Annotated in this window: 25 protein-coding genes and 4 pseudogenes; 13 read left to right on the top strand and 16 right to left on the bottom strand. The window is 55.0% G+C overall.

What is annotated here, in order from left to right:
• The first annotated feature begins 83 nt into the window (after nucleotides 1-83).
• Nucleotides 84-833 (top strand): bifunctional NADP-dependent 3-hydroxy acid dehydrogenase/3-hydroxypropionate dehydrogenase YdfG, encoded by a 750-nt coding sequence (gene ydfG, locus AAIE02_RS06520; protein WP_008459146.1) that lies wholly within the window; start codon nucleotides 84-86, stop codon nucleotides 831-833.
• 78 nt (nucleotides 834-911) lie between these two features.
• Here the strand turns inward: ydfG and AAIE02_RS06515 are convergent, their stop codons facing one another.
• The gene (locus tag AAIE02_RS06515) at nucleotides 912-1238 is read right to left on the bottom strand and encodes a YnfA family protein (protein WP_008459149.1); all 327 of its coding nucleotides are present in this window, start codon (nucleotides 1236-1238) and stop codon (nucleotides 912-914) included.
• Nucleotides 1239-1341: 103 nt separating this feature from the next.
• Between AAIE02_RS06515 and AAIE02_RS06510 the strand changes: the two genes are divergently transcribed.
• The 3 genes from AAIE02_RS06510 (at nucleotide 1342) to katG (ending at nucleotide 4801) form a co-directional block, all read left to right on the top strand.
• Entirely contained in the window at nucleotides 1342-1740 is a 399-nt protein-coding gene (locus tag AAIE02_RS06510; protein ID WP_008459153.1) for a DUF1283 domain-containing protein, read from the top strand.
• A gap of 65 nt (nucleotides 1741-1805) precedes the next feature.
• Nucleotides 1806-2363: a spermidine N1-acetyltransferase gene (speG, locus tag AAIE02_RS06505; protein WP_008459155.1), complete on the top strand. Its 558-nt coding sequence runs from the start codon at nucleotides 1806-1808 to the stop codon at nucleotides 2361-2363.
• Between the two features lie 263 nt (nucleotides 2364-2626).
• Nucleotides 2627-4801: a catalase/peroxidase HPI gene (gene katG, locus AAIE02_RS06500; protein ID WP_166874122.1), complete on the top strand. Its 2175-nt coding sequence runs from the start codon at nucleotides 2627-2629 to the stop codon at nucleotides 4799-4801.
• Between the two features lie 75 nt (nucleotides 4802-4876).
• Here katG and AAIE02_RS06495 read toward each other — a convergent pair whose 3' ends face one another.
• Nucleotides 4877-5995 carry an S-(hydroxymethyl)glutathione dehydrogenase/class III alcohol dehydrogenase gene (locus tag AAIE02_RS06495; RefSeq protein ID WP_008459158.1) on the bottom strand — a complete coding sequence of 373 codons (1119 nt, stop codon included), beginning with the start codon at nucleotides 5993-5995 and terminating at the stop codon, nucleotides 4877-4879.
• Nucleotides 5996-6023: 28 nt separating this feature from the next.
• A complete protein-coding gene (locus AAIE02_RS06490) occupies nucleotides 6024-6299 on the bottom strand; it encodes a metal/formaldehyde-sensitive transcriptional repressor (RefSeq protein WP_008459160.1) in 276 nt (91 codons plus the stop codon).
• Nucleotides 6300-6489: 190 nt separating this feature from the next.
• On the opposite strand from AAIE02_RS06490, the pseudogene AAIE02_RS06485 reads away from it, so the two are divergent.
• From AAIE02_RS06485 to AAIE02_RS06475, 3 genes and pseudogenes are all read left to right on the top strand, one after another.
• Nucleotides 6490-6618: pseudogene (locus tag AAIE02_RS06485) on the top strand (transposase); the annotation flags it as partial.
• A pseudogene (locus tag AAIE02_RS06480) lies at nucleotides 6602-6838 on the top strand (integrase core domain-containing protein); the annotation flags it as partial. The pseudogenes AAIE02_RS06485 and AAIE02_RS06480, both read left to right, overlap by 17 nt.
• 186 nt (nucleotides 6839-7024) lie before the next feature.
• Nucleotides 7025-7822 carry a DUF4225 domain-containing protein gene (locus tag AAIE02_RS06475; protein WP_336981037.1) on the top strand — a complete coding sequence of 266 codons (798 nt, stop codon included), beginning with the start codon at nucleotides 7025-7027 and terminating at the stop codon, nucleotides 7820-7822.
• Here the strand turns inward: AAIE02_RS06475 and AAIE02_RS06470 are convergent.
• The 4 genes and pseudogenes from AAIE02_RS06470 to AAIE02_RS06455 form a co-directional block, all read right to left on the bottom strand.
• The gene (locus AAIE02_RS06470) at nucleotides 7807-8139 is read right to left on the bottom strand and encodes a hypothetical protein (RefSeq protein WP_336981035.1); all 333 of its coding nucleotides are present in this window, start codon (nucleotides 8137-8139) and stop codon (nucleotides 7807-7809) included. The two genes, AAIE02_RS06475 and AAIE02_RS06470, sit on opposite strands and share 16 nt — an antisense overlap.
• Before the next feature lie 142 nt (nucleotides 8140-8281).
• A pseudogene (locus tag AAIE02_RS06465) lies at nucleotides 8282-8473 on the bottom strand (antitermination protein Q); the annotation flags it as partial.
• Nucleotides 8474-8554: 81 nt separating this feature from the next.
• Entirely contained in the window at nucleotides 8555-9106 is a 552-nt protein-coding gene (locus tag AAIE02_RS06460) for a dihydrofolate reductase family protein (RefSeq protein ID WP_336981033.1), read from the bottom strand.
• 71 nt (nucleotides 9107-9177) lie between these two features.
• Entirely contained in the window at nucleotides 9178-10122 is a 945-nt protein-coding gene (locus tag AAIE02_RS06455; protein ID WP_336981031.1) for a GlxA family transcriptional regulator, read from the bottom strand.
• Nucleotides 10123-10239: 117 nt separating this feature from the next.
• Here AAIE02_RS06455 and AAIE02_RS06450 point away from each other — a divergent pair, with 117 nt between their 5' ends.
• The 5 genes from AAIE02_RS06450 to AAIE02_RS06430 all read left to right on the top strand — a co-directional run bounded on the left by AAIE02_RS06450 (nucleotide 10240) and on the right by AAIE02_RS06430 (nucleotide 17462).
• Nucleotides 10240-11037, top strand: a complete 798-nt coding sequence (locus tag AAIE02_RS06450; RefSeq protein WP_336981029.1) for an SDR family NAD(P)-dependent oxidoreductase — start codon at nucleotides 10240-10242, stop codon at nucleotides 11035-11037.
• Between the two features lie 209 nt (nucleotides 11038-11246).
• The gene (locus AAIE02_RS06445) at nucleotides 11247-12119 is read left to right on the top strand and encodes a ChaN family lipoprotein (RefSeq protein WP_336981027.1); all 873 of its coding nucleotides are present in this window, start codon (nucleotides 11247-11249) and stop codon (nucleotides 12117-12119) included.
• A gap of 6 nt (nucleotides 12120-12125) precedes the next feature.
• Complete coding sequence (gene tolA / locus AAIE02_RS06440; protein WP_336709597.1) at nucleotides 12126-12914, top strand: cell envelope integrity protein TolA; 789 nt, start codon at nucleotides 12126-12128, stop codon at nucleotides 12912-12914.
• A gap of 81 nt (nucleotides 12915-12995) precedes the next feature.
• A complete protein-coding gene (locus AAIE02_RS06435; protein WP_336981024.1) occupies nucleotides 12996-15104 on the top strand; it encodes a S9 family peptidase in 2109 nt (702 codons plus the stop codon).
• 90 nt (nucleotides 15105-15194) lie between these two features.
• Nucleotides 15195-17462 (top strand): TonB-dependent receptor domain-containing protein, encoded by a 2268-nt coding sequence (locus tag AAIE02_RS06430; protein WP_498532187.1) that lies wholly within the window; start codon nucleotides 15195-15197, stop codon nucleotides 17460-17462.
• A gap of 41 nt (nucleotides 17463-17503) precedes the next feature.
• Here the strand turns inward: AAIE02_RS06430 and AAIE02_RS06425 are convergent, their stop codons facing one another.
• Nucleotides 17504-18391, bottom strand: a complete 888-nt coding sequence (locus AAIE02_RS06425) for an SDR family oxidoreductase (RefSeq protein WP_498532186.1) — start codon at nucleotides 18389-18391, stop codon at nucleotides 17504-17506.
• A gap of 124 nt (nucleotides 18392-18515) precedes the next feature.
• Between AAIE02_RS06425 and AAIE02_RS06420 the strand changes: the two genes are divergently transcribed.
• Nucleotides 18516-19412: an AraC family transcriptional regulator gene (locus AAIE02_RS06420; protein WP_008459185.1), complete on the top strand. Its 897-nt coding sequence runs from the start codon at nucleotides 18516-18518 to the stop codon at nucleotides 19410-19412.
• 10 nt (nucleotides 19413-19422) lie between these two features.
• Here the strand turns inward: AAIE02_RS06420 and cybB are convergent, their stop codons facing one another.
• From cybB to AAIE02_RS06380, 8 genes and pseudogenes are all read right to left on the bottom strand, one after another.
• Nucleotides 19423-19959 carry a cytochrome b561 gene (gene cybB / locus AAIE02_RS06415; protein WP_336709606.1) on the bottom strand — a complete coding sequence of 179 codons (537 nt, stop codon included), beginning with the start codon at nucleotides 19957-19959 and terminating at the stop codon, nucleotides 19423-19425.
• A gap of 144 nt (nucleotides 19960-20103) precedes the next feature.
• Nucleotides 20104-20898 carry a YdcF family protein gene (locus AAIE02_RS06410; RefSeq protein ID WP_336981019.1) on the bottom strand — a complete coding sequence of 265 codons (795 nt, stop codon included), beginning with the start codon at nucleotides 20896-20898 and terminating at the stop codon, nucleotides 20104-20106.
• Between the two features lie 86 nt (nucleotides 20899-20984).
• Entirely contained in the window at nucleotides 20985-21440 is a 456-nt protein-coding gene (locus AAIE02_RS06405; protein WP_498532670.1) for a GNAT family N-acetyltransferase, read from the bottom strand.
• Nucleotides 21432-21830, bottom strand: a pseudogene (fos, locus tag AAIE02_RS06400) (fosfomycin resistance glutathione transferase); the annotation flags it as partial. The gene AAIE02_RS06405 and the pseudogene fos, both read right to left, overlap by 9 nt.
• A 2-nt stretch (nucleotides 21831-21832) precedes the next feature.
• The gene (locus AAIE02_RS06395) at nucleotides 21833-22111 is read right to left on the bottom strand and encodes a VF530 family DNA-binding protein (protein WP_166992729.1); all 279 of its coding nucleotides are present in this window, start codon (nucleotides 22109-22111) and stop codon (nucleotides 21833-21835) included.
• A 124-nt stretch (nucleotides 22112-22235) separates the two neighbouring features.
• Nucleotides 22236-23930, bottom strand: coding sequence for a methyl-accepting chemotaxis protein (locus tag AAIE02_RS06390; protein ID WP_498532185.1), 1695 nt, complete (start codon nucleotides 23928-23930; stop codon nucleotides 22236-22238).
• Nucleotides 23931-24093: 163 nt separating this feature from the next.
• Complete coding sequence (locus tag AAIE02_RS06385) at nucleotides 24094-25743, bottom strand: EAL domain-containing protein (protein WP_166992735.1); 1650 nt, start codon at nucleotides 25741-25743, stop codon at nucleotides 24094-24096.
• A 106-nt stretch (nucleotides 25744-25849) separates the two neighbouring features.
• On the bottom strand, nucleotides 25850-26101 hold the full coding sequence (locus AAIE02_RS06380) for an HTH domain-containing protein (protein WP_008459199.1): 252 nt from the start codon (nucleotides 26099-26101) through the stop codon (nucleotides 25850-25852).
• Nucleotides 26102-26383 lie beyond the last annotated feature (282 nt).

Below are 26383 nucleotides of genomic sequence, written 5' to 3'. Positions count from 1 at the left end.
GTTTCTTAAAAGAAAAACTAAGATTACCGTGGCCCGTTAGCGTGCTAAGGTAGTGCCGGACAAAAGCGTTGAGGAACAGAGAGATGATTGTACTGGTTACGGGTGCTACCGCGGGCTTTGGTGAAAGCATTACCCGCCGTTTCGTTAAGAATGGCCATAAGGTTATTGCCACCGGCCGCCGTCAGGAACGCCTGCTCGAGCTTAAAGAAGAGCTGGGTGACAACCTGTTTACGCTGCAGCTGGATGTGCGCAATCGCGCGGCAATAGAAGAAGCGCTGGCTTCCCTGCCGGCCGACTGGCAACAGATTGATATCCTGGTCAACAACGCCGGGCTGGCGCTGGGCATGGAGCCTGCGCATAAAGCCAACGTCGATGACTGGGAAAACATGATCGACACCAACAACAAAGGCCTGGTTTATATGACCCGCGCCGTGCTGCCGGGCATGGTCGAGCGCAATCGCGGCCACATTATTAACATCGGTTCCACCGCGGGCAGCTGGCCTTACGCCGGGGGCAACGTCTACGGGGCGACCAAAGCCTTCGTGCGCCAGTTCAGCCTGAACCTGCGCACCGACCTGCATAAAACGGCCGTTCGCGTGACCGACATCGAACCGGGCATGGTGGGCGGCACCGAGTTTTCCAACGTGCGCTTTAAGGGCGACGATGACAAAGCCGGCAAAACCTACGAAAACGCCAACGCGCTGACGCCGGAAGACGTTACCGAGGCCGTCTGGTGGGTGGCGACGTTACCGAAACACGTCAATATCAACACCCTGGAAATGATGCCGGTCAGCCAGACGTTTGCCGGTCTGAGCGTCCATCGCGAAGGGTAATTCTGGCGGAAGTCATGCTGAAACGGGGCCTTTGCAGCCCCGTTTTTTCATCTTACGGCACGCTAAAACGCGGAGCGATCAGGCCCGGCCCCAGCCAGCAACGATGATCAGCATCCCACAGAAAGCAATGGCCGCTCCGGTCCAGTCGTAAACGCTGAGCTTCACGCCGTCGACCACGCGCAGCCAGAGCAACGCCGTCACCACATAAACCCCGCCGTAGGCCGCATAGACGCGCCCGCTGGCCGCCGGATGCAGCGTCAAAAGCCAGACAAAAATCGCCAGCGACAGCGCCGCTGGCAGCAATAACAACGGAGAACCGTTGCGTTTAAGCCATAGCCAGGGCAGAAAACAACCAATAATCTCCGCCAAAGCGGTGGCAAAAAATAGCAACGTTGTTTTGATCATATTGTCTTTTCTTCAGTAATAATGATGCCCACTAACTCTGACATTAGGCGCGAATCAGCCTCAATGATATGATTAGTTTTATTAAACTAAAAAGGAAATCGCAATGAACTCAATCCTTCGTAAGTCTTTGTCATGGATGCCGTTAGCCTTGCTGGGAGCTGCATTCATGGTTTCTATGCCAACCCAGGCCGATACTAACGTGATCGTTGTTCCGGGCGGAACGAACGGCGTCGGTGGTCAGGAGAACTCCCTGACCCGCCAGCGCGCAGCGGAAGAAAAAGAGCAGTGGAATGACACCCGTACCCTGCGCCAGAAGATCAACCGCCATAACGAAAAAGTGTTCGACCGTGAGTCGGCGCGCGGAGACAAAGACTGGGCCAAACAAGATGCCGCCCAGGATACCTTCGACAAATGCCAGCAGAGCGCCAACGTGAACGCCTACTGGGAGCCGAACACCCTGCGCTGCCTGGATCGCCGCACCGGCCGCGCGATCAATCCATAATAGTCCCCCTCTCAAACGAGGCTTCTGCTTAAGAAGCCTCACCATCATCAGCGCAAGGATTTGCTATGAGTAACGAACTGCCTATTCGTCTTCGCCCGCTTGAGCGCGAAGATCTCCGCTTCGTCCACCAGCTGGACAATAACGCCAGCGTCATGCGCTACTGGTTTGAAGAGCCTTACGAAGCCTTCGTGGAGCTGTCTGACCTGTATGACAAACATATTCACGATCAGAGCGAGCGCCGCTTTGTCATCGACTGCAACGGCGTTAATGCCGGGCTGGTTGAGCTGGTCGAAATCGACCACATCCACCGCCGGGCGGAGTTTCAGATAATTATCACGCCGGAGTTCCAGGGCAAAGGGCTCGCCTCGCGCGCGGCCAAACTGGCCATGGAGTACGGTTTTACCGTGCTCAATCTCTATAAGCTCTACCTGATTGTCGATAAAGAGAATGAAAAAGCGGTACATATTTATAAAAAACTGGGCTTTATCGTGGAAGGCGAGCTGATCCACGAGTTCTTCATTAACGGCCAGTACCGCGATGCCATTCGGATGTGCATCTTCCAGCAGCAATTCCTGGCGCAGAAAACCCCGGAAAAAACCCTGCTGAAGCCGACGGCTCAGTAACCGCTTTTCACAGATGAATGCCGCCCTGCGTGAGCGTTCATCTGTCCTTCCCTGTTTCTCCCGCCAGCCTTCTTGCCGCTTCGTCTATTTTCCAGACAATCAGACGGGTTTTTTCTGCAAACCACTCAATCAGAACTAAAATAATAGGGCTGTAAAATTTTGCGTTTAAAAGGCAACGGCTATCAAATTCGTAGGCCCATCCAGATATTAATTATTGATCGTACAGATTATCGTTATCGGGCATACATATAACGGAGAGCAAAATGAGCAATTCTACTGACTTACACAATGCTTCCTCAGCGAGCGCAGGAAAGTGCCCATTTAACCACGGCCAGAGCACGGACATTGCCGGCGAGGGAACCAGCAACCAGGACTGGTGGCCGCACCAGTTGCGCGTCGACCTGTTGAATCAACACTCCAATCGTTCCAACCCGCTGGATGAAAACTTCAGCTACCGCAAAGAATTTAGCAAACTCGATTATTACGCCCTGAAAGGCGACATCAAAGCGCTGTTAACGGATTCTCAATCCTGGTGGCCTGCCGACTGGGGCAGCTATATCGGTCTCTTTATCCGTATGGCGTGGCACAGTGCAGGAACCTATCGCTCCCGCGACGGTCGCGGTGGCTCCGGACGCGGTCAACAGCGTTTTGCGCCTCTTAACTCCTGGCCGGATAACGTCAGCCTCGATAAATCCCGTCGCCTGCTTTGGCCCATTAAACAAAAATATGGTCAGCAAATTTCCTGGGCAGACCTGATTATTCTCGCCGGTAACGTGGCGCTGGAAAATGCGGGCTTCCGCACCTTCGGCTTTGGTGCCGGGCGCGAAGATGTCTGGGAACCCGATCTCGACGTTAACTGGGGGGCAGAGAAAGAGTGGCTTGAGCACCGCCACCCGGAATCTCTGGCACAGGCTCCGCTCGGTGCGACCGAAATGGGTCTGATTTACGTCAACCCGGAAGGCCCTGAGCACAGCGGCGACCCGCTTTCCGCAGCGCCTGCTATTCGCGCCACCTTCGGTAACATGGGGATGGACGACGAAGAGATTGTCGCCCTGATTGCCGGGGGCCATACGCTCGGTAAAACCCACGGCTCTGCAGCCGCCACCCACGTTGGCGCAGACCCGGAAGATGCTCCGCTTGAGGCGCAGGGGCTTGGCTGGGCAAACAGCTACAATAGCGGCGTCGGCGCGGATGCCATAACCTCCGGCCTCGAAGTGGTCTGGACGCAAACGCCAACCCAGTGGAGCAACTACTTCTTCGAAAACCTGTTCGGCTACGACTGGGTACAAACCCGCAGCCCGGCAGGCGCCATTCAGTTTGAGGCGACCAACGGCCCGGATATCATTCCCGATCCGTTTGATCCGTCCAAAAAACGCAAACCAACGATGCTGGTAACTGACCTGACGCTGCGCTTCGATCCAGAGTTCGAGAAAATTTCTCGCCGCTTCCTGAACGATCCGCAGGCCTTCAACGAAGCCTTCGCCCGCGCCTGGTATAAACTGACGCACCGCGATATGGGGCCAAAAGCGCGCTACATCGGCCCGGAAGTGCCAAAAGAAGATCTGATTTGGCAGGATCCGTTGCCGAAAGCTACCCACGCGCCGTCCAGCGCCGATATCGACGCGCTGAAAAAAGCGATTGCGGATTCCGGCCTGTCCGTCAGCGAGCTGGTTTCGGTGGCATGGGCATCTGCCTCAACCTTCCGCGGAGGGGACAAACGCGGCGGTGCCAACGGGGCGCGGCTGGCACTTGCTCCGCAGCGCGGCTGGGAAGTGAACGCCGTGGCGGCCCGTGCTCTGCCTGTGCTTGAAGCAATTCAGAAGGCATCCGGCAAAGCGTCGCTGGCGGACATCATCGTGCTGGCCGGCGTGGTAGGCATTGAGAAGGCCAGCCACAGCAAAGTACCGTTCACGCCGGGGCGCGTGGACGCCACTCAGGAGCAGACCGACATCGAGTCCTTCGAGCTGCTGAAACCGGCCGCTGACGGCTTCCGAAACTATCGCCGCATTGCGAATGCCACCTCAACCGAAGCGCTGCTGATCGACAAGGCGCAGCAGCTGACGCTGACGGCTCCTGAGCTGACGGTATTAATCGGCGGTTTGCGCGCGCTGGGCGTTAACTACGATGAAAGCCAGCACGGCGTGCTGACTTCTCGTCCGGGTGAGCTGACGAATGATTTCTTCGTCAATCTGCTGGATATGCGTACCGAGTGGAAAGCCGCTGACGCAGGCTCCGAAGTGTTTGAGGGCCGCGATCGCCTTAGCAGAGAAGTAAAATACACCGGCACCCGCGCCGATCTGGTCTTTGGCTCTAACGCCGTGCTGCGCTCCCTGGCGGAAGTGTATGCCAGCCAGGATGCCAAAGAGAAGTTCGTCAAAGACTTTATCGCCGCATGGACAAAGGTAATGAATCTCGACCGTTTCGACCTACAGCAGTAAAACGAAAGGGAGGCTTTTGGCCTCCCCCTGGTTTAACGCTATATGGGAAGGCATTTCGCCTTCCCTTTTTACTGCTTACTCTTCGCCGAAGTGGATCACGGTGCGAATCGATTTTCCTTCATGCATCAGGTCAAACGCTTCGTTGATCTTGTTCAGCGGCATGCGGTGAGTAATGAACGGATCCAAATTGATTTTGCCCGCCATTGCATCTTCTACCATGCCCGGCAGTTGAGTGCGGCCTTTAACGCCCCCGAACGCTGAGCCACGCCAGACGCGGCCAGTCACCAGCTGGAATGGGCGGGTTTTAATTTCCTGCCCCGCCCCGGCCACGCCGATAATCACGCTCTCGCCCCAGCCTTTGTGGCAGCATTCCAGCGCGGAACGCATCACGTTCACGTTGCCGATACATTCGAAGCTGTAATCCACGCCGCCGTCGGTCAGCTCAACGATCACATCCTGAATCGGCTTCTCGTGATCTTTCGGGTTAATGCAGTCGGTGGCGCCCATTTCACGCGCGAGGGTGAATTTTTCCGGATTGGTATCAACGGCAATGATTCGCCCGGCCTTAGCCTGCACCGCGCCCTGAATCACCGCCAGGCCGATCCCACCGAGACCAAATACCGCCACGGTATCGCCCTCTTTCACTTTTGCCGTGTTGTGCACCGCGCCGATGCCGGTGGTCACGCCACAGCCAAGCAGACACACTTTATCCAGCGGCGCCTGAGGGTTGACCTTAGCCAGAGAGATCTCCGCCACTACGGTGTATTCGCTGAAAGTGCTGGTACCCATGTAGTGATAAATTGGCTCGCCGTTGTAGGAGAAGCGGGTGGTGCCATCCGGCATCAGGCCTTTGCCCTGCGTGGCGCGAACGGCCTGGCAGAGGTTAGTTTTGCCGGATTTACAGAACTTACACTCGCGGCATTCTGCGGTATAGAGCGGAATAACGTGGTCGCCCGGCTTCAGGCTGGTCACGCCCTCGCCCACTTCCACCACGATGCCGCCGCCTTCGTGGCCCAGCACCGCCGGGAATACGCCTTCCGGATCGTCGCCGGACAGCGTGAAAGCATCGGTATGGCAAACGCCGGTGTGGGTGATTTTCACCAGCACCTCACCTTTTTGCGGTGGCGCAACGTCGATTTCCACAATTTCCAAAGGTTTACCCGGCCCAAAGGCCACCGCAGCACGTGATTTCATTGTTTTGTTCCTTTTGGTGGGGGTGTTTTTATTTTAGATAAGAGCGCAGCAAATTCCCGACTTCCGCCATCCGCAGCGCGCGCTGCTCTTCGGAGGTGTCGCCGGTGACCAGCTCGTCTTTAAGGTGAATTTCCATCATTTCGCCCATCAGGCCGTTGGCTGCCCCGCGAACGGCCGCGATCTGCTGCAAAATGGCGAGGCACGGATCGCCGTTTTCCAGCGCGCGCTCAAGCGCCTCGGCCTGGCCGCGAATGCGCCTGACGCGGGTCAAAATACGTTTTTTGTCTTCCGGAGAGTGTGGCATAACCGCCCCTTTGATACTGTAGGGGGGTATAGTAACGTAATTTTTAGGTTATTGACAATTTTAAATATTATCTAAATTTCAATGAATTAAGGACTCACACTAAAAGACATATGGAAGCATCCCGGCAAACCGGACCATTCACATTTAGAGATCTTCCGGGATACCGATTATGTCCCCGGAGGAGATCGCCATGCGCAAAGCCCGATTCACCGAACACCAGATCATCGCCGTTCTGAAGTCCATCGAAGCCGGGCGCACCGTTAAGGATATCTGCCGCGAGGCCGGGATCTCTGAAGCCTCGGATTACAACTGGAAAGCCCACGCAGAATGCCTTTATCGAACGGTTCAACCGCACGTACAGGACAGAAATACTGGATTTTTATCTGTTCAGAACGCTGAATGAAGGACGGGAAATTACAGAACGCTGGCTGGCTGAATATAACAGCGAGCGCCCTCATTAATCCCTGAATAACCTGACGCCGGAAGAATACCGGCTGATAACTGAAAACCCGGAAATCTCAAAAAGTGCGATCAACTAAAACGGGTGTGCTTACAGCAGGGTTTCGAAGGTTAATTACCTGCGGGCGAGACATTCCATAATTTGAACCCTACACGCCAATATTATGCAAAGTCAACCATTTTGACTGCACCGTTCCCCTTTTCATTGTGTTATACCGTTGCAACCTTTTTCAACTCCAAACAAACGATGTTACAGGATTTGCGTTATGGATAACTATCTGGATAAAAAACGATTTAACAACTATTACCTTATGCTTGCACAGCGAGAAGCAAATAGCCTCCAGCGCTACGCCAGACAGATTTCATCACTACATCTTAAAACCTTAGTTCCCCGACTTAACTTCAATAATGAAATTGATAAATTTATTGACGCACAAATAAAACAGATAACAACTGCAAAGAATGAACGTGAATGTAAAGAGTGCTTATTTAATATCAGGGAAGAAAAAAGACTTATCGAGCAGCAAAATACCGAACTAAAAATGGGTAGCACTAAAATCGTTGTTTCCGCAGAACTGGTGAATAAACTGGATGCGTGGGGCTATGTGATTAATGGGGTTGGGGTCGTTCTGAGCGGATTTCAGGTAATTGCAGGGGCTGGCATCACTATCGCATCTATAACTCATGGAAATATGATAGGGCTTACTGCTGGTTCGCTACTGATTTTACATGGGGTTAATGGACTTTATGAGGGGGTAACGAATATCTCGACAGGGCGATCTGACACGACTGGTGCAGTAAAAAAAGGCTATGTAAGAGTCGCTGAGTTTATGGGATTCAGTGACAAGGCAGGACTCTTGGCATACAGCGGTATGGATTTGGCCTTGTCTGGATACGGCCTGGCAAGACAAATCATGAAAGCTGATGCATGGCGATTATTCAGGCATTTACCGTCTGATTTCGTAAGAAACTATAAAAATATGAGCACAACCGCATTACTTATTGAAGGAGGCGGTGATGGAGTTGCACTCAAATCAATTGCGGATAGCTATAAATCTAACTGATTTATAATTTTATTATAATTTAAAAAAATCTTCGCCCCTAGCTTAAAAGGGGCGAAAACCTCAAGAACAAAAAATGAAAAGACACCAACAAAAATAATCCCATAGAACGAATCGACACCATCATTGATGTAACTAACAACACAGAAGGCTAAAATTAAAAGCCTCAAGAAAACGCCCCCCAAAAATGCTCTTCTTAACTGCCTCAATATAACAATATAAGATACGCCCTCCTTGTCTACCCAATGCGCTATAAATGCACTTTCCTTTTTGGTAAAGCCACGCGAGAATAAAACAGTTCGAATTTCTTCTTTGTCCATGACAGCTATATCCCTTTATAAAATCACACTATATAGTAACGTGTTATTATAATGAAATGTAGCGTTTTTGACTGCAACTTAATCAGCAAAAAACCTCCGTAATGCGGCAGGGTTCCATTATTCGCAGCATCAGAAAGCAAATTCAGAATTCTGATCGCGCCACAACCCTAAAAGCGGTCTCGGCCTTTTCCTCTTCTACACAAGAGACATTCACCAGTCCCTCATAAAACCGCTTCCAGTTACGCGACCATGAAGACTGGTGAAGATCCGGCAGGCGTTTCAGTATTGCCCGGTGAACGGTAGCTGACGATACGACGCTGACCCCGTTTCCCGCACCTAAAGGCCTATCATCTCCGACGGCGTATTCTGTCCCGCCTACCTAATGCCCGGCTCTATCGAAAAAAAAGCCCGTCGACTAAATGGCTTCCGATACTATTTTCACATCAGCAATAAACTCGATGGCCCCGCTCTTTAGCACGCGCTGATTCACTGTAGAAAAACTCAACGCCTGGCTCACCGGCAGCAGCGGGATCCCCGCCCCGATAACGACCGGGATCTGGGTGACAAACAGGCGCTGCAGCTCTCCGGCTTCGGCGAACCAGGCGGCAGTTTTACCTCCGCCTACCAGCCAGACATCTTTGCCTTTGGCGGCTTCGCGGGCTTGCGCGGTAATGTCGACGGCTTCGCCCTGTACCAGCGTGATATTTTGCCCTTCCGGCACCGATAGCGAACGGTGCGTGACGATAAATGCCGGGACATCGGCATAGGGCCAGGCCTCTGGCGAGTTTTCCAGGATCCAGCTGTAGGTTTCCGCCCCCATGATCACCGCCCCTACGGTCTGATAGAACTCATCGTATGGTGTGGCGTCATCCCCCAGCGGGAAGTTCATTAGCCAGTCCAACTGATGCTGCCGATCGGCAATGTAACCATCCAGCGTCGCCGCAACGTAATAGACTAAATTCGCCATGTTTTTCCCTCTCAGTCAGGCCATTATCCGACTGAGTGTACAGAGATAAAAACCTGTCGCCACTGCCAATTTTAGGCTTGCAGTTCTTCATCTCCTCGCGCCTGGCGGCGTATCACCTGCGGTGGCTGGCCGTAGGCACGAAGAAACGCCCGGCGCATTCTATCCCGCTCGCCAAACCCGGTTTGCCGAGCCACTTCGTCGATGGAGCGGGCGCTGGTTTCAAGCAGCATACGGGCGGACTCCAGGCGCAAATGTTCGATCGCGCGAGCGGGCGACTGGCCGGTTTCAGCCTGAAAGCTGCGGCTAAACTGGCGGGGAGATAAATTCGCCACCGCCGCCAGCTCTTCCACGCTCAAGGCGTTTTCCAGGTGTGCGCGGGCGTAAGTCATCACTTTTTGAATACGATCAGATTTAGGCTCCAGTTCAAGAAGGGAGGAAAACTGAGACTGCCCACCGGCGCGCCGATGATAGAGCACCAGCTTCCTGGCGATGGTGCGGGCGATATCAGCCCCCAGATCGTCTTCAATCAGCGCCAGCGCAAGATCGATGGCCGCCGTCATCCCCGCAGAGGTCCAGTAAGGCCCGTCGCAAATAAAAATCTTATCTTCTTCCACGCTGATGCCCGGAAAACGCTGCTGCAGATCTCGCGCATACATCCAGTGCGTGGTGGCTCGCCGCCCCTCAAGCAACCCGGCTTCGGCCAATAAAAAGGTTCCGAGGCAGGCTGCGGCCACGCGGCGCGCATAGACCGCCGCCTGGCGAACAAAATCAATCGTCGCGGGGGAAGCCTGTTCCATCGTGGCGCCGAACAGCAGGAGATCGTACTGCGTATCCGCCATTGGCTCAGTCATCACCTCAAACCCTGCCGACGTAGGCACCCCGCCGCCCTGCTCAGACAGCAAATGCAGCTCATACACCGGCTCGCTCGCCATCAGGTTAGCCACTTCAAATGCCGTAATGACGGCGAATCCCATGGTGGAATACCCGGGGGTAACAACAAAACCGACCTTTTGCATGTGGCAGACCGCCGTGATTGATGGTGTCATAAAAAGACGGTTATATGACATTTGAGACACAAAAAGCCAGTGTTAATGTTGCTTTCGTCAATTAACCCCCTTTTCAGGAGCTACACAATGAGCAACACATCTACAGGCACAGCCCTCGTCACCGGGGCATCCGGCGGGATCGGCGCCGTCTACGCGGCCCGCCTGGCTAAACGCGGTTATAACCTGATTCTGGTGGCTCGCAACACGGACCGCCTGAACCAGGTCGCCCAGCGCATTCGTGAAGAAAGCGGGCAATCGGTGGAGGTTGTTCCCGCCGATCTGGGTAACGCGACAGAGCTGCAGCAGATCGAAACGCGGCTAAAAAACGACGAGTCTATTACGCTGCTGGTGAATAACGCGGGCTTTGGCTCAAAAGAAAGCGTGCTGGAAGCCAGCGTGGATGAAATGACCGCGATGATAGACCTCAACGTGACTGCGTTAACTCGCCTGACCTATGCGGCGGCCCCGGCAATGGCTGCCCGCCGGCACGGCACCATTATTAACATTGCTTCGGTCGTCGCTATTGCCCCTGAATTGCTGAACGGTGTTTACGGGGCCAGTAAAGCGTTCGTGCTGGCATTGAGTCACTCTTTGCAGCAGGAGCTGGCGGAGTCCGGCGTGCGCATTCAGGCCGTGCTGCCTGGCGCCACGGCCACGGATTTCTGGAATATTGCCGGCGTGGGCGGGCACGAAAATCTGCCGCAAAGCTGGGTGATGAGTACCGGAGATATGGTGGATGCCGCGCTGGTCGGCCTTGATGCCGGTGAAAAGGTGACCATTCCTTCGTTGCAGGATGGCCACGAATGGGATAACTGGGAGGCTGAACGCCGGGTGATTAGCTCGCATCTGAGCGCTTCTCAGCCAGCACCGCGTTACACTCGCTAAGCAATCACGCTATTTTGCTCTACAGATGCCGCCCTCAGGCGGCATTTTTGCTGTTATCAACGCTAACTGTCGCTCAAATCACCTGCCTGTAAGAATATTTAAATGATAATGAGTATCATTTAAATATTTTATTTGTTAACATCCTGCCCGCGGTAAATTGATCGACATCAAGACTAACAGCCAGTGAAGGCTACCTCCGGGCAAAAGATATGCATAAAAAATTGATCCTTACGTCTTTGATAGCGTTAGCCAGCCTGGGCCTCAGCGCCTGCAGCCAAACCTCTCCCTCGCCTCAAGCGGCAAGCCATGTCGCCGTCACGCATGGGCAAATCATTGATTTACAAAGTGGCGAAACGCTGACAGAACGACAGCTGCTGGCCAAACTCGCCAGCGCTCAGCGGCTTATCGTCGGCGAAAAGCACGATAACGCCGAACATCACCAGATTGAGCTTTGGCTGCTGCAGAATCTGCAAAAAGAGCGTCCTCAGGGCAGCGTCCTGCTGGAGATGCTAACCGCCAGCCAACAGCCGCGCGTCACCCAGGTGAAGGCCTGGCTCAAAGAGGAGCCGCAGGTGCGGGACAGCCGCATTCAGGAACTGCTTCACTGGCAGAAAGGCTGGCCGTGGGAGATGTATGGCGGCGTCGTGACCGAAGCCCTGCACGCGCCCTCACCTTTACTCAACGCCAATATCAACCGCGATGAGATAATGCGTCTTTATAAAGACCCGCGCTTCCCGGAAGGGAAAAAATCAACCGTGCCCGCCGTACAGGCCGCGCTGAAAGAAACGATTATTGCCATGCACGGGGGCAACATCGAAGGCCAACAGCTGACGTCAATGCTGGCGATTCAGCAGCAGCGCGATCGCTATATGGCCCAACAGTTGCTGAGCGCCCCAACGCCCGCTTTACTGATTGCGGGCGGATATCATGCGTCCAGGAGCATCGGCGTGCCGCTGCATATGGAGGACTTGTCTCCCGCCTCGAAGCCGGTAGTGCTGATGCTGGCGGAAAAAGGCATGAATATCACGGCAGAGCAGGCTGATTATGTGTGGTTTGTTGCGCCTGCTCCGGCAAAACGGTAACCGTCGATGACAGACACGTTGACGCCTTCTCTGGCGGGCAGAAGCGGCACGGGTTTTACGCTGTCTCTGCTTCTCCACGGAGGCCTTTTTTTAGCGCTAATCTGGCAGGTGTCTGACACGCCCTCTGCCCTGGAGCCTGCGCCCGCCGTGATGCTGCAATGGGCCGACGATATCGAAGCCCCGCCGACACCAGTCCCGCTTCCGGTGGGCATTGCCCAGCAGGAGTCAGCGGCAGCAGAAGAAAAGCAGCAGGCTGAAGACAAGCAACAGCAGCCTTTGCCGATAGCCAAAGATGCGGTGATTGAAGTCACTCGTCGGAAAAAAGCTGCCGAAGGTGAAAAGAAAAAACCTCGCCCACCGCGCAACGTCAGGGAGCAAACCAGCGACAGCAGCCAGGCGGCCATCTCGACCAATGCCGCTCCTCAGCCCAGCGTGGTGTCCTCGCGTATTGCCGCGCCTTACCACAGTGATGCCGAGAAACAACACAGCCAGCAGGATAGCTGGGAGAGCCGGGTCAAAGGCCATCTCAACCGCTTCAAACGCTACCCCGGCGACGCCCGTCAGCGTGCCAGAACGGGCATCGCAGTGGTGACGTTTACCGTGGATGCTGCGGGCAAAGTTGTTGCCAGTTCTCTAACCGGTTCATCGGGAACGCGCTCGCTTGATCGGGAAGCCGTGGCCGTTTTAGAACGTGCCCAGCCGCTGCCGAAACCGCCCGTCGAGCGCTTAAAGGGAGGCGTGTATAACGTCACAATGCCAATCAATTTCGACCTGACGGAACTTAGCCGAAGCTAGCGCTAAGCCCCACAACCTGAACGTTAACTTTATGCTGAATATTCGGCAGGGCGCTCCATCGCCCGACATTAAGGACGCCTCATGGAAAAACTATGGAAAGCCACCCCGCTGCTCCTCGTCTGTTCGCTATCTGCCCGTTGGGCAATCGCCGACGCGCCGCAGCCCCCGGCTACGCCCAAAATTCCCCACCAGCTTATTGAGCATGGCGATGTTCGCGTGGATAACTATTTTTGGCTCAGGGATGACAGCCGCAGCGACGCGAAAGTGCTGCGTCATCTTGAGGAGGAGAATAATTACGCCCGCGAGGTACTGAAGCCGTCCGCAGCGTTAACGGACACGCTGTATCGGGAAATGGTGGCGCGAATGAGCCAGGAAAACCGCTCTGTACCCTTCCAGCGAAACGGTTATCGCTATCAGGATGTTTATCTGGCCGGGCAAGAATACGCCGTCAGCCAGCGGCAGCTCGTCGGGGGCGAAGGTGACTGGCAAACGCTGGTGGACGGCAACCTGCGTGCCAAAGGCCAGGCCTATTACCAGCTAAATGGCCTGGTCGTCAGTCAGGACAATCAGATGATGGCGATTGCCGAGGACACAACGGGCCGCCGCCAGTATCGCCTTTCGCTGCGCGATTTGAACAGCGGAAAATGGCTCCCGGATGCGATCGAAAACACCTCCGGGAATATGGTGTGGTCTAATGACGGGCGCTACCTGTTTTATATCCGCAATAATCCACAAACCCTGGTGCCCTCGCAGGTCTGGCGGCATCGTCCCGGCACGCCTGTTGCCGAGGACGTGCTGGTCTATCAAGAGGCTGACGGCGGCTATTATCTTGGGCTTTCCCGTTCGGCTTCGGACCGCTATTTAATCATCACGCTCAGTGCCAGCACCTCATCAGAAGCCCGCCTGATCGATGCGGATAAACCCGAAACACCCCCGGTACTTTTCGTCACCCGCAGGCCGGGGATTGAATATTATCTCGACCATTTTGAGGGAGAGTTCTACCTGCGTGCAAACCAGGAAAGCGCCAATTTTGGGCTGTATAAAAGCCACGCACCCGGCGACAAATGGCAGGCAGTGGTTGCGCCCCAACCCAATAAAATGGTGGAAGGATTCACCCTGTTTAAAGACTGGCTGGTGGTGGCTGAACGCCGGGACGGGCTGAGCCAGATACGCAAGATTAACTGGCTGAACCACAGTGAGCAGACGCTACAGTTTGATGACGCCAGCTATATGGCCTGGCTCGGCTATAACCCGGAGCCACAGGCCGGCAAGCTGCGCTATGGCTACTCTTCGATGACCACGCCCACCAGCGCTTATGAATGGGATCTGGCCAGCGGCGAACGTACCCTGCTAAAACGCCAGGAGGTCAATAACACCTCGCCGGAGAATTACCACAGCGAGCGGATCTGGATCGCCGCCCGCGACGGCGTGAAGGTGCCCGTCTCGCTGGTGTATAACAAAAAAATGTTCAAACCGGCCCACAGCCCGCTGCTGGTTTACGGCTATGGTGCCTACGGAATGAGCATGGATCCGGCCTTCAGCGCCAACAGACTCAGCCTTCTGGACCGCGGTTTTGTGTTCGCTATTGTGCACGTTCGCGGCGGGGGTGAGCTTGGCCAGCGTTGGTATCAGCAAGGGAAGCTGGAAAACAAGCCCAACAGCTTTAATGATTTTCTCGATGCAACCCACGGCCTGGTTAAGTTGGGCTTCGGGCAGGCTGGCAGACTTTACGCCATGGGCGGAAGCGCTGGCGGCTTGCTGATGGGCAACGTGATTAACCAGCAGCCCACACTCTTTAATGCCGTGGTGGCGCAGGTGCCGTTTGTGGATGTGGTGACAACCATGCTGGACGAATCCCTGCCGCTCACGGTGGGAGAATATGACGAATGGGGCAACCCACACCGTAAGACGGACTATCTGCGGCTCAAATCCTGGAGTCCTTACGACAACGTTAAGCCTTCGCACTACCCAAATCTGCTGGTGACCAGCGGCCTCAACGACTCGCAGGTGCAATACTGGGAGCCAGCAAAGTGGGTCGCGAAGCTGCGTGAAAACCAGCGGGGCTCCGGCAAAATCCTTCTGATGACCGAGATGCAGGCCGGGCACGGCGGTAAATCAGGCCGAATAAAACGCCTGGAGAATACCGCCCTCGAATACAGTTTTATTCTGGAGGCAGATAAACAGCACTAACCTGGAAGCCTTCCCTTAATGGGAAGGCCTACTCAGGCAACATAATAATAAAAATAACTTTTATTTTATTACAATACTTCAAGGACACGTATGAACGTTAATAAACTGGCCGTAACTCTCGGCTCGGGCATGTTATTGCTCAGCGCCAGCGGATTGGCAAAAAATAGTGATGAAATAACTAACGGGGACAAAAAAGGCTCGGCGGTATTTAGCCCACTTAATGTTTCCGCCGGAAATATTACCCGCGAACAAGAGGCGCTGGAAAAACCTGGCGCAACCAGCTCCCGCGCCACGGATAAAAACCTGCAATCTCTGGATGCCACGCTCCGCAGTATGCCTGGCACCTATACCCAAATCGATCCTGGCCAGGGGACGGTGAGCGTGAACATTCGCGGGATGAGCGGTTTTGGCCGGGTTAACACAATGGTGGACGGCATTACCCAAAGCTTTTACGGCACCACAACGTCCGGCACTACCGTTCACGGCTCCACTAACAACCAGGCCGGGGTGCTTATCGACCCGAATTTCCTGGTCGGCGTGGACGTTACGCGTGGGGACAGCAGTGGTTCTGCGGGAATCAACGCCCTTGCCGGCAGCGCAAACATGCGCACCCTCGGCGTCGATGACGTGATTTTTAAGGGGAATGATTACGGGTTGCGGTCGCGCTTCTCGGTGGGCAGCAACGGGATCGGGCGCAGCGGGATGATTGCGACGGCCGGAAGAACAGACGCCTTTAGCGACACCGGGAGCTTGGGCGCAATGGCCGCCATCAGCGGCAGTTCTATTTATTCTAATTTCTCGAACGGCTCAGGCATTAATAGTGAAGAGTTTGGTTACGATAAATTCATGAAGCAGAACCCGAAATCCCAGCTTTATAAAATGGATATTAAGCCCAACGAATTTAATAGTGTCGAGCTGTCGGCGAGAACCTATAAAAATAGATTCTCCCGCCGGGACATCACCAGCAACGATTATTATATTAAATATCACTATGCCCCGTTCTCTGAGCTAATTGATTTTAACGTCGCGGCCAGCACCAGCCGCGGCGATCAGAAATACCGGGATGATTCGTTGTTTACTTTTTACAGCACCTCCGCGCAAAACCGTTCCGATGCGCTGGATATAAACAATACCAGCCGTTTTAGCCTGGGCGATAACGATCTGGCGTTTACGCTGGGCAGTAAGCTAATGCGCACCCGTTACACCAGGCTTATTAATGCCGCCGCAGGGGATGAGAAAACCAACAAGGAGGCTATAGAAAACAATCCATTCGCACCTTCCGGGCGGCAGGATATTTCGGCGTTATACACCGGACTGCAGGTGACGCGCGGTATCTGGCAGGCGGATCTTAACCTCAACTACACGCGCAACCGAATTACCGGGCATAAGCCGCCCTGTGACGAACGCGTTGTCTGCGTCCCCCAGGGAAGTTACGACGTTGACCAACGAGAAAGTGGTTTTAACCCATCGGTCCAGCTGTCGGCCCAAGCTACGCCGTGGCTTCAGCCATTTGTCGGCTACAGTAAATCGATGCGTGCGCCAAATATTCAGGAGATGTTTTTCTCCAACTCCGGCGGCGCATCCATGAACCCGTTCTTAAAACCTGAACTCGCGGAAACCTGGCAGGCCGGATTTAATATCAACACCAAAGATCTGCTCGTTCAGCAGGACTCGCTGCGCTTTAAGGCGCTGGCCTACCGCAGCAGGATCCAGAACTATATCTTCAGCGAGTCTTATCAGGTTTGCACCGGCGGTAGAAAATGCAATATGACCGAGGTCCTGGGCAATGACTGGGCGGACATCAGCGACGAGTACAGCGACAATATGTACATTTACGTGAACTCGGCCACCGGCGTCACCGCTCACGGCGTGGAGCTGGAGATGGACTACGACGCAGGCTTCGCCTTTAGTCGCCTCTCCTTCAGCCAGCAGCAGACCGACCAGCCCACGTCTATCGCCAGCACCTACTTTGGCGCGGGGGATATTACCGAGCTGCCACGGAAATACATGACGCTGGATGCCGGCGTGCGCTTCTTCGATAAGGCTCTGACCCTCGGGACGATAGTGAAGTACACCGGTAAAGCACGGCGGCTGTCGCCTGATTTCGAAACCGATGAGCGTACCGGGGCCATCGTTAAAGAGGATTTACCGCAGATCCCGACGATTATCGACCTCTACGGCACTTATGAGGTGAACCGCAATCTGATGCTGAAACTCACGGTACAAAACCTGATGAACCGGGATTACTCCGAGGCGCTGAACAAGCTCAATATGATGCCCGGACCTGGAGATGACGCCAGCCGGGCGAATACCGCCCGCGGCAGAACCTGGATTTTTGGTGGCGAAGTTCGCTTCTGATTGTCAGCCCATCGCCCGGTTTTAGGCCGGGCGATGGGTAATTAGCGGTATTTCATCTTCTGCAAGTCTTCAATCAGACCGGGTCCCGATGGCCGCCAGCCTGTTTTCTGCTGCGTGATGGCGCTGGAGGCCGACATGTCGTGGGCGGCAAAATTTCCCAGCCAGCCAAAATGATCGCTGGCTTTGTCGGCGGCAATGCTGCGTACCGGCACACCAAGCCCCTGCCCGATCGTTTCGGCGATCGTTTTAGTCGCGATCCCTTCTTCCGCCACGGCGTTGTAGCGCTCCCCGGCCACGCCTCTCTCCACCGCCTGAACATACAGACGGGCAGCATCGCTCAGATGCACCGCCGACCAGCGGTTTTTGCCTTCGTCAACATATGCCGCCACGCCTTTGTCGCGAGCCAGCTCAATAAGCGGCGTAATTAGCCCCTGCCTGAAGGTGTCATGCACCTGTGGCAGCCGCACAAACGAGGCGATAACGCCACGCTCAAGCAGGCTGGCACCGGCAATTTCCGTGGCCTTGCGTGGGTTTGGCGTCTGAAGGTTATACCCCGCTTCCGTCGCCGGTTGGCCCGGTTCAGTGGCGCCCATTGCCACAAAGGAGGTGATCACCATCGGGCGAACCGAGCCCACCAGCGCGTCCCCCATGGCAGTAATCACTTTCCCGTCCGCCTCGCAGTTGGCGACAAAGTTAGAGAAATCATGATTAAACGCAGTGTGAATCACGGCATCAGCAAGATCTGCCCCGTGCTGCAGGCTGGCGAGGTCATCCAGATCGCCATAATGTGCTTTTGCGCCCCAGGCTGATAAAGCCTCGGCTCCGCGCTGAGAACGCGTTAACCCCAGTACCTGATGCCCGGCGGCGAGCAGCCGTTGCACGATGGCCGAGCCAAGAAAACCGGTCGCACCGGTGACAAAAATACGCATAGTCATTACCCCAAAACGTCACTGAGGACTGAGTTGCCGTCCGACGGGATTTACTGTAAACAGGGGAAGAAAGACGAACAATGTTCAAAAGTCGCCATTTTTGGTCTCATCGTCCGGAGTTGCTATGGATCCGCTGTCTGAACTGCTTTCTCTGCTGAAACCCCAGAGCTATGCCTCCGGCGGCGTGGCGCTGCATGAAGGTATGGCCATTCAGTGGCCTGAGCATGCCGGCATCAAGTGTTATGCCGTGGTGTCAGGCCGCTGCTGGCTTTCGGTTGAGGGTATGAACGAGCCGCTGCTGCTACAGGCGGGGGACTGTTATCTCCTGCCGCCGGGGCCGCCTTTTTGCCTCGCGACCGGGCTTGATGCCGCACCTGTAGATTTCTACACGCTGCGCCAGGCGGGCAAGCTGGGGCCTGACGTTGTCCCCGGCCAGCAGGAAAGCTGTTTCCTGGTCGGCGGCCATTTTGTGCTGAGCGGGGAAGCGGCCGATCTGCTGCTGAGTTCTTTGCCGCCGGTGGTCTGCATTCAGAAACCTGAAAGTAAGGCCGCCATGCGCTGGGCGCTGGATCAAATGTCCGATGAAGTCCGCCAGCCTCGCCCCGGTAGCGCGCTTATTATTCAGCAGCTTGCGTGGATGCTGCTGATTCAGGCTTTGAGGCTGCACTTAGCTCAGCAACCCGCCGTGGGCTGGCTGTATGCGCTGGCGGATAAACAGCTTAGTCTGGCCCTGACCTGCATGCATAAAGAGCCCGCTTTCAACTGGACGCTGGAAAAACTGGCTGAGCGCGTGGGAATGTCGCGGTCGGCGTTTGCCGCCCGGTTCAAAGCGGTGACGGGCGCATCCGCTATCGATTACCTGACGCGCTGGCGCATGATGCTGGCCTGCGACAGGCTGCGCCAGTCGGGTGATTCCCTGGCGCGTATTGCGGTGGCATTGGGGTATGAATCTGAAAGCGCGTTCGGTAAAGCTTTTAAGCGGGTGATGGGCTGCTCACCCCGGCAGTATTCAAAAGGCTAGCGGCTGGCGCTCAGGGCCGCTGGCGCTTGCCGGGCATCATCCGCAGCAGCGTATTGTCTTTCCAGACGTAATGGTGAAACAGCGCGCCGAAGGCGTGGATGCCAATCACGAAATAGCCGGTGTTGGCGAGGAGTTCATGCCAGGACTTGAGACTAAACTCCATGTCTTCGTCCGGCACCGCCGCCACCGGCATGTTTAACCCAAAGGCCACCCAGTCACTGCCGCGATAGTACATTGCCAGGAAGCCCAGCACCGGCAGCGCAATAAACATCAGATAGACAATCGTGTGGACCAGATGAGAGATGCCGATCGCCGCCGGATGCGGCTTTGGCACAATGGCCGGGGCGCGGTATTTGATGCGAACCAGCAGACGGGCAACCATCAACCCCAGCACGGAAATGCCGCAGGTGAAATGAATGGCGTTGATCAGTGGCCGGTAGCTGCGCGGGGCAAAGCCACGCAGCTCCATGGCGCAATAAGCCCCCACGACCAGCAGAAAAACCAGCCAGTGGATCGAAATCTGTACCGAGGTATATTTAGTCCGCATGAGAGACCCTGCCCTGAAATTACGTTGAATGCCAGGATAACGAAGAAACATTAAAAGAGTATTAACATCAACATATTATGGGCGTTAATTTGTTTCAGCGTGTGATTTTTTAGCCATAACGTTTATCAGGGCAAGATCGAGGGATTACAGCCCCCGCTGGCGAATCAATGCGCTTAGCGCCATGTCCTGCTGGAGCGCATGCCAGGCGGCCATCACATGCGGGGGAATATCGACGTGAACGATAAAGTCCCGCCCCTGCGGGCCATAGCCGGTTGCGTCGTCACGTAAGCGAGGGATTTCACCCAGCGCCAGCGAAACGTAGCGCTCAATCGGCCATAAACCTTCAGCTTCTCCGGCAAAAACAGTGCCCTGTTCTCCCTCGACTAATTCAGGAGCCACACCGGGCCAGCTTAGCCATTCCGGCGCCTGCGCGTCGCCCTGCCAAACCCGAGCAAAAGTCGCCACGGTGCGGCGCTGCATGGTCGGATCCTGAATAATCAGCACACGCTCGGGGCTCAGGCCATGTTCGGCCATTTTCTCCACGCTAAACCGCGCGTTTTCCCCACAGTTGGTCGATTTCTCTTCGGTAATAATTTTCTCGTTCGGGACTTTCCAGAACTGGTGGGCAATGTCCTGGATGATCGCCGCTTCGGCACGGCCGGTGGTTGGAATCGTGTTGTAGCGCGGGTGGCGAGCAATTTCCGCGTAGAGGTATGTTGTGGAATGGCCTATGCCGCCGGCGATGAGCAGCGGTTTTTCACTGTTGGCGGCAAACTCACACGCGGCCTCGAGGGTTGGGATCACGGCGTTACCGGCCAGGATAATCAGATCGGCATCCTGTGCCTGCGGCGCGCCTGTAAAATCGCTTTGCGCCAGCCACTGGCCGAGCGTATTAACGGCCTGAATTGTCGGCTGACTCAAGGTTGGAGATGTCATCATGAGCGGGATCCTCCCGGTTAAAAACCAGCGTGTAGCCTAGCCCGGTCAAGGCTATACGCCAATCAGATGCGACTGAAAGGGCTGTTTCAGGCTGCCAGCGACTTGCGCAGCAGCAGGCGGTAATCGTCCGTGTCGCCCTTCGGCTCAATCTCAATAAGCTGATAGTCGTTTTTAAGCAGCATCATTAGCATGCCGCAAAATTTGTTGCGAGTTTTCACGGTCAGCGTGCAGAAGCCCTGTTCCATCGCCCATTTTTCCTGCTCGACCAGTAAAGCCTGAGCGACGCCGTCCCGCCTGAACTCAGGTAAAACGCCGCCGAGCCAGCTGTAAAACGCCGTCTCACCGAGCGCGTAGCCGAGCTTAAACCCGGCGGGAACGCCGTTGACACAGGCGATAAGCTGGCTGGTTTGGTTCGTTGCGAGACGAGTCTGAAGATCCGCCACGCTTTTACAATCATCAAATTCGGGCAGGCGGTGGTAAAGCGCGAGGATCTCCTCCAGCGAGGCATGCCGCACCGTCAGGCCAACGCCCTGAAAAGTCATACCCTGATAAGGTTTTGCCCGGCAGGCCGTAAGCCGACTGGCTAAATCCCCGACGTGCAGCTCAAGCTGGTGGTTGTCCGGGTCAAGAAAGTAGAAGGAATGCCCTTCGCTGCGGTTGTCTTTCCAGACCCGCGCGCCTTGCTGTTCCAGCGCCTTAACCGTTCGGGGAAAGGCCTCTGCGCTCACGCTGAACGCGTAGTGGGTATAATGCGCGGGCCGCTCACCGGCCTTTGCGTCCAGAGCAAGACACAGCCATAAGTCACCGCAGGAAAGATAAGCCCCGGCGTCCCAGCGCGCATGCAGCCTGATGCCCGGCAGGCTTTGATAAAACGCCAGACTCCGCGCCAGATCGCGCACCGCAAGCGTCAGGTGATTCAGGCCGGTTAGCATGATTATTCCTTATTTTTGGCCTGCCAGTTAGCCCAGGGGCTGTCCGCAGGTAAGTCGTTTTCGGTCTCAGGCTCATCCAGAGAGGCGATGTACATCTCTTCCACTTCTTTGCGCGCCCAGGGCGTACGGCGCAGGAACTTCAGGCTGGACTTAATGGTGGGATCGCTTTTAAAGCAGTTGATATTTACCTGCCGCGCCATTTCGGCCCAGCCGTAACGTTCGACCAGAGCGTTAAGCAACGCTTCAAGCGTCACGCCGTGCAGCGGATCTTTTGAACTCATGTTTTTTCCGGCTATTTCGTCAATTTGCGCACACCTTACTGATTCTAAAGGCATGGCGCAACAGCGTGCGGAGCGAAACTAAAAGAAGTGAGAGGCGGCCCATTGCTGAGCCGCGAGAGGTAAATCAGAAAGTTTCCCAGTTATCGGCAGACGCCGTCGCCGGGCGCGGCGGGGCAGATGTTGGAGACGAAATAACGGGATGTTTTTGCGGCGCAGCGGCGAAGCTTGTCGTCAGCCGGAAGGTACCGACCGCCTCCGTCAGGCGAGCGGCCTGCTCTTCCAGAGAAACGGCGGCGGCTGACGCCTCCTCCACCAGTGAGGCATTTTGCTGCGTGACGTTATCCATTTCGTGTATCGCCTGCCCAACCTGCTGAATGCCCCGGCTTTGCTCATCCGAAGCGGCGGCAATTTCCAGCATAATATCGGTCACGCGGCGAACGGCTTCCACAATCCCGGTCACGGTGGTACCGGCCTGCTCCACCTGGCGGGAGCCGCTGTCGATCAGCGACACGGATTCGCTGATAAGCCCCTCGATCTCTTTTGCCGCCTGGGCGCTACGCTGTGCCAGCGTTCGCACCTCGCTTGCCACCACGGCGAAACCTCGCCCCTGTTCCCCCGCCCTTGCCGCTTCCACAGCGGCGTTCAGCGCCAGAATGTTGGTCTGGAAAGCGATGCTGTTAATCACCGCGGTGATCTCAGAGATTTTCTTCGAACTGGCTGAAATGTTGTCCATGGTGCTGACCACGCCCGACACAATACGCCCGCCGTCGCTGGCTTTCTGGGAGGCATCTTCCGCAAGCTTTGTCGCGTGGTGGGCGTTGTCGGCGTTTTGTTTCACCGTGGCGGTCAACTGCTCCATGCTGGCGGCGGTCTGTTCAATGGCCGCCGCCTGCTGCTCGGTGCGGGAAGAGAGATCGGTATTGCCGGCGGAAATTTCACTCGAGCCCTGATAGATAGCCTCGGCACCTTCGCGCACCGTGCTGACTGTGCTGACCAGTTGCTGCTGCATATGCTGCAGGTGCTGGCTGAGTTTGCCAATTTCGCTGTTGCCGGTCGCCTCTGCTGGCAGCGTCAAATCCCCCCCGGAGATGTGCTCGATTCGCTTCGCGGCGCGCTGCAGCGGGCCAATCACCACGCGACGTAGCATGATGAAGGTGAACACGGTCATAAACAGCGCAATCGCAAAGGCCCCGGCCATCAACGCCACGCTGGTGCGGGTGCGGCTGTCGGCCTGTTCTCTCAGGGCGTTTGCGCGGTCGGTGCGAATATTGACGGCCTGCTGCAGTTTGGCATCGTAATCGCCGTCCAGCTTGCGCACCACTTCGCTTTCATGGGTGATGATCGCCTCAAACATGCCGTTTTTGGCGAACTTCAGCATTGGCTTCATCCCTTTTTCAAGGTAGGCGGCAAAGTCATCCTGCAGCACTTTGTCCAGTGCCTGGTCTGCCTGCGTTTTTACCTTGCGGGCCATATAGGCGCTGAAGCCAGCCTGCGCCTGTTTGATAAGCCCTTCGGCATTGGCCACGTTCTGCTTAACCTGATCCATATCCGCCACGCGGCTTGCGGCTCCGGCGTTGATCAGATTGATACGTGCCGTACGCAGGTGGTTGGCGCTGTCCGCCAGCCCCATTCGCACCTGGATTTCTTCGGTGACGTCCTGAAGCGCACGGTCACTCTGAATGAGAAAATAGCTGGCGAAACCGATGCATAGCGCAAACAGCAGCAGAATGCCGCCGAGGATAGAGGAAAACAGCGGCACCAGCCGGATGTGATGCCAGAAGCGCACGCCGTTTTGTGGGGTCAGAGTTTTTATCGACATGTCCGTGACTCTCTTTGTATGGGGAATTCCCTTCAAAGGTCATCGGCCCCGGCGCAGAAAAACATTACGCGCCACGTCACAGATTTGCGTTAATGAAGCTCACAGAAGTCCCGGAGAGTTAAGTGGATCACAGGTTTGTACCAGCCGCTGTTCTGCCGCCCTTTCAGCGATGAATATTTTTGATATCAACCGGCTGTCCAAACAGGAAGCCCTGAATTTCGGTACACCCTTCTTCCTCCAGAATACGTAGCTGCTCGTTGGTTTCCACTCCTTCGGCGATTAGCGGCGTATTGATGGAGTTGCCGAGCGAAATGATCGCCCGAACGAAGGAACGCGCCTGGAAGTTACTTTCAACGTTCGTCAGGAAGCTGCGATCCAGCTTGATGACGTCAAAATGGAATTCCCGCAGCGTGCTCAAAGAAGAATATCCGGTACCAAAATCATCCAGCGCAATGCTGATCCCCATTTTCTGGAACTGATGCAGGATATTAAACGTCAGCTTTTTATTAATGATGAACGCCGTCTCCGTCACCTCAAACTCAAGCAGCGTTATTGGCCACGCCGTTCGCATGAGAATGTCACGGACATTGTCGATAAAGCTGAGATTACGCAGCTGCACTGGAGAAATATTGATCGAGATTTTTTTGTCCAGCTTGTTGGCAAGCGACTCTTTACATACCGTTTCAATCACCCAATAGCCCAGCGGAACAATGGCCCCGCTTTCCTCGGCAATAGGGATAAATTCATCAGGGGGAATCAGTCCTTGCTCCGGGTGATTCCAGCGAAGCAGCGCTTCATAGCCGGTAATCGCCTTATCTTTCAGCGAGCGTTTCTCCTGGTAATGAATGAAGAACTGCCCTTCTTTGATCCCACGGCGAATATCCGCGGCCATCAGGTTACGCAGCCGCGTTTTTTCGTCCATGTCTTTTTCATACCAGCAGATCTTGTTATCCAGATTAGCTTTGGCACGGTACATCGCCAGATCTGAATTGCTGATAAGCGTATTGATGTCCGTGGCGTCATCCGGGTAAACCGCCACGCCGATACTGGCGCTAACGGTAATTTCGCTGTGGGCAAAAATCTGTTTGCCGACAAAACAGCTGTGCAAGCGCTCGGTGAAATTACGCAGTTCGTCGTCGTGGTTGTAAGGCTTCGCGGCGACAAATTCGTCGCCACCAAAGCGGGCAACTATCTCATCTTTTTCCATCGCTTTAAGCACTGAGGACGAAACCCGCTGCAAAAGCTGGTCACCCACCAGATGCCCTTCGGTATCGTTGATCTCTTTGAATTTATCGAGATCAACCGTGCAAATAGCAATGTGGTTATAGTCAGACTCAGCGAACAGTTTCTCCACAAAACTGAAGAATTCGACTCGGTTAGGGAGCCCGGTCAGGGCATCGTAGCGAGCAAGCCACGAGATTTTGTCGATCACGACCTTCTGCTCGCTAATATCCCGCGTAATTTTGGCATAGCCCAACAACGTGTGATGCTCATCATAGATGGCATCAATCACCACATGAGCCCAAAACCGGCTGCCATCCTTGCGATAGCGCCAGCCTTCCCCTTCAAATTTTCCATTTTTAAGTGCGATATTCAGATTACGCTCGGGCAGCCCGTTTTTTTGCTCCGCATCGCTGTAGAAAACGCCAAAAAACTGCCCCACAATCTCCTCGCGCAGATATCCCTTTGCTCGCAGCGCCCCCTCGTTCCAGGTGGCTACGGTGCCATCAACGTTCAGCATGTAGATAGCGTAATCTTTTACGCTCTCCACAAAGTGACGATAGGCGATATCAGTTAAGCTTTCAGTACGCATCTTACCCTTGAGTTAATTGTGGTTATTTTGTTAATAAAAAGAATAATTTATCGCATTATCGGCGGCGGAGCCATGAAGCTTTAAGCCCGTTATCGCCTGTAGCCGATCATTTTTCCCGCTTCACTCGTTGCAGATAGTTTTCCAGTTGCTGGGTGACTTCCAGGCTGAGGGCATACTGATCGTCCCCCACATGATAAACATAGTTGCTTAGCCGCCGGAGATCCCGGTATATCGTCCGTTCGCTTACGCCAAATTTACTGGCCAGTTGATGACGGGACACGCGCTCACAGCTCAGCATTTCACAAAAAATACCGGCAATTCTGTTGGCAAGCTGCGTGCTTTTTTCGGGGGGGGTCATGAGTGTTTCTCCTGCAAGTCGGTGTCAGGAATGTTAGCGCGAACAAATGACAGGTCGTGTCAGCCATTGACAGAATATATCGCGCGTCTGCTGGGTAATTATTACGCAACATTATGACAAGACTAGATTTTTTTGAACGAAAATTAACACACGTGGAGATCGGACAACATATTGACGGCTTTGCAGGGTATAATCGCGCCTCACAATAAGTAGGCAGACTATGACCGTGAGTAAACATCGGGTAACAAGGCCAGATGAAATTGAGATGAAACAACGGGCCTG

This window comes from Cedecea sp. Ae19-4, assembly GCF_059801165.1.
The sequence above is the reverse complement of the archived record's forward strand: the minus strand, read 5'-3'. Positions and strand labels throughout refer to the sequence as shown.

Coding starts and splice junctions, on each gene's coding strand:
- AAIE02_RS06395 (WP_166992729.1), bottom strand. CDS start 22,111: ATGAGTTCAAAAGATCCGCTGCACGGCGTGACGCTTGAAGCGTTGCTT.
- AAIE02_RS06405 (WP_498532670.1), bottom strand. CDS start 21,440: ATGACTTTTCAGGGCGTTGGCCTGACGGTGCGGCATGCCTCGCTGGAG.
- AAIE02_RS06445 (WP_336981027.1), top strand. CDS start 11,247: ATGCATAAAAAATTGATCCTTACGTCTTTGATAGCGTTAGCCAGCCTG.
- AAIE02_RS06490 (WP_008459160.1), bottom strand. CDS start 6,299: ATGCCACACTCTCCGGAAGACAAAAAACGTATTTTGACCCGCGTCAGG.
- AAIE02_RS06510 (WP_008459153.1), top strand. CDS start 1,342: ATGAACTCAATCCTTCGTAAGTCTTTGTCATGGATGCCGTTAGCCTTG.
- ydfG (WP_008459146.1), top strand. CDS start 84: ATGATTGTACTGGTTACGGGTGCTACCGCGGGCTTTGGTGAAAGCATT.
- AAIE02_RS06390 (WP_498532185.1), bottom strand. CDS start 23,930: ATGTCGATAAAAACTCTGACCCCACAAAACGGCGTGCGCTTCTGGCAT.
- AAIE02_RS06410 (WP_336981019.1), bottom strand. CDS start 20,898: ATGATGACATCTCCAACCTTGAGTCAGCCGACAATTCAGGCCGTTAAT.
- AAIE02_RS06450 (WP_336981029.1), top strand. CDS start 10,240: ATGAGCAACACATCTACAGGCACAGCCCTCGTCACCGGGGCATCCGGC.
- AAIE02_RS06380 (WP_008459199.1), bottom strand. CDS start 26,101: ATGACCCCCCCCGAAAAAAGCACGCAGCTTGCCAACAGAATTGCCGGT.
- AAIE02_RS06515 (WP_008459149.1), bottom strand. CDS start 1,238: ATGATCAAAACAACGTTGCTATTTTTTGCCACCGCTTTGGCGGAGATT.
- AAIE02_RS06475 (WP_336981037.1), top strand. CDS start 7,025: ATGGATAACTATCTGGATAAAAAACGATTTAACAACTATTACCTTATG.
- AAIE02_RS06470 (WP_336981035.1), bottom strand. CDS start 8,139: ATGGACAAAGAAGAAATTCGAACTGTTTTATTCTCGCGTGGCTTTACC.
- AAIE02_RS06435 (WP_336981024.1), top strand. CDS start 12,996: ATGGAAAAACTATGGAAAGCCACCCCGCTGCTCCTCGTCTGTTCGCTA.
- AAIE02_RS06495 (WP_008459158.1), bottom strand. CDS start 5,995: ATGAAATCACGTGCTGCGGTGGCCTTTGGGCCGGGTAAACCTTTGGAA.
- AAIE02_RS06425 (WP_498532186.1), bottom strand. CDS start 18,391: ATGCGTATTTTTGTCACCGGTGCGACCGGTTTTCTTGGCTCGGCCATC.
- AAIE02_RS06420 (WP_008459185.1), top strand. CDS start 18,516: ATGGATCCGCTGTCTGAACTGCTTTCTCTGCTGAAACCCCAGAGCTAT.
- AAIE02_RS06430 (WP_498532187.1), top strand. CDS start 15,195: ATGAACGTTAATAAACTGGCCGTAACTCTCGGCTCGGGCATGTTATTG.
- AAIE02_RS06460 (WP_336981033.1), bottom strand. CDS start 9,106: ATGGCGAATTTAGTCTATTACGTTGCGGCGACGCTGGATGGTTACATT.
- AAIE02_RS06385 (WP_166992735.1), bottom strand. CDS start 25,743: ATGCGTACTGAAAGCTTAACTGATATCGCCTATCGTCACTTTGTGGAG.
- katG (WP_166874122.1), top strand. CDS start 2,627: ATGAGCAATTCTACTGACTTACACAATGCTTCCTCAGCGAGCGCAGGA.
- speG (WP_008459155.1), top strand. CDS start 1,806: ATGAGTAACGAACTGCCTATTCGTCTTCGCCCGCTTGAGCGCGAAGAT.
- tolA (WP_336709597.1), top strand. CDS start 12,126: ATGACAGACACGTTGACGCCTTCTCTGGCGGGCAGAAGCGGCACGGGT.
- AAIE02_RS06455 (WP_336981031.1), bottom strand. CDS start 10,122: ATGCAAAAGGTCGGTTTTGTTGTTACCCCCGGGTATTCCACCATGGGA.
- cybB (WP_336709606.1), bottom strand. CDS start 19,959: ATGCGGACTAAATATACCTCGGTACAGATTTCGATCCACTGGCTGGTT.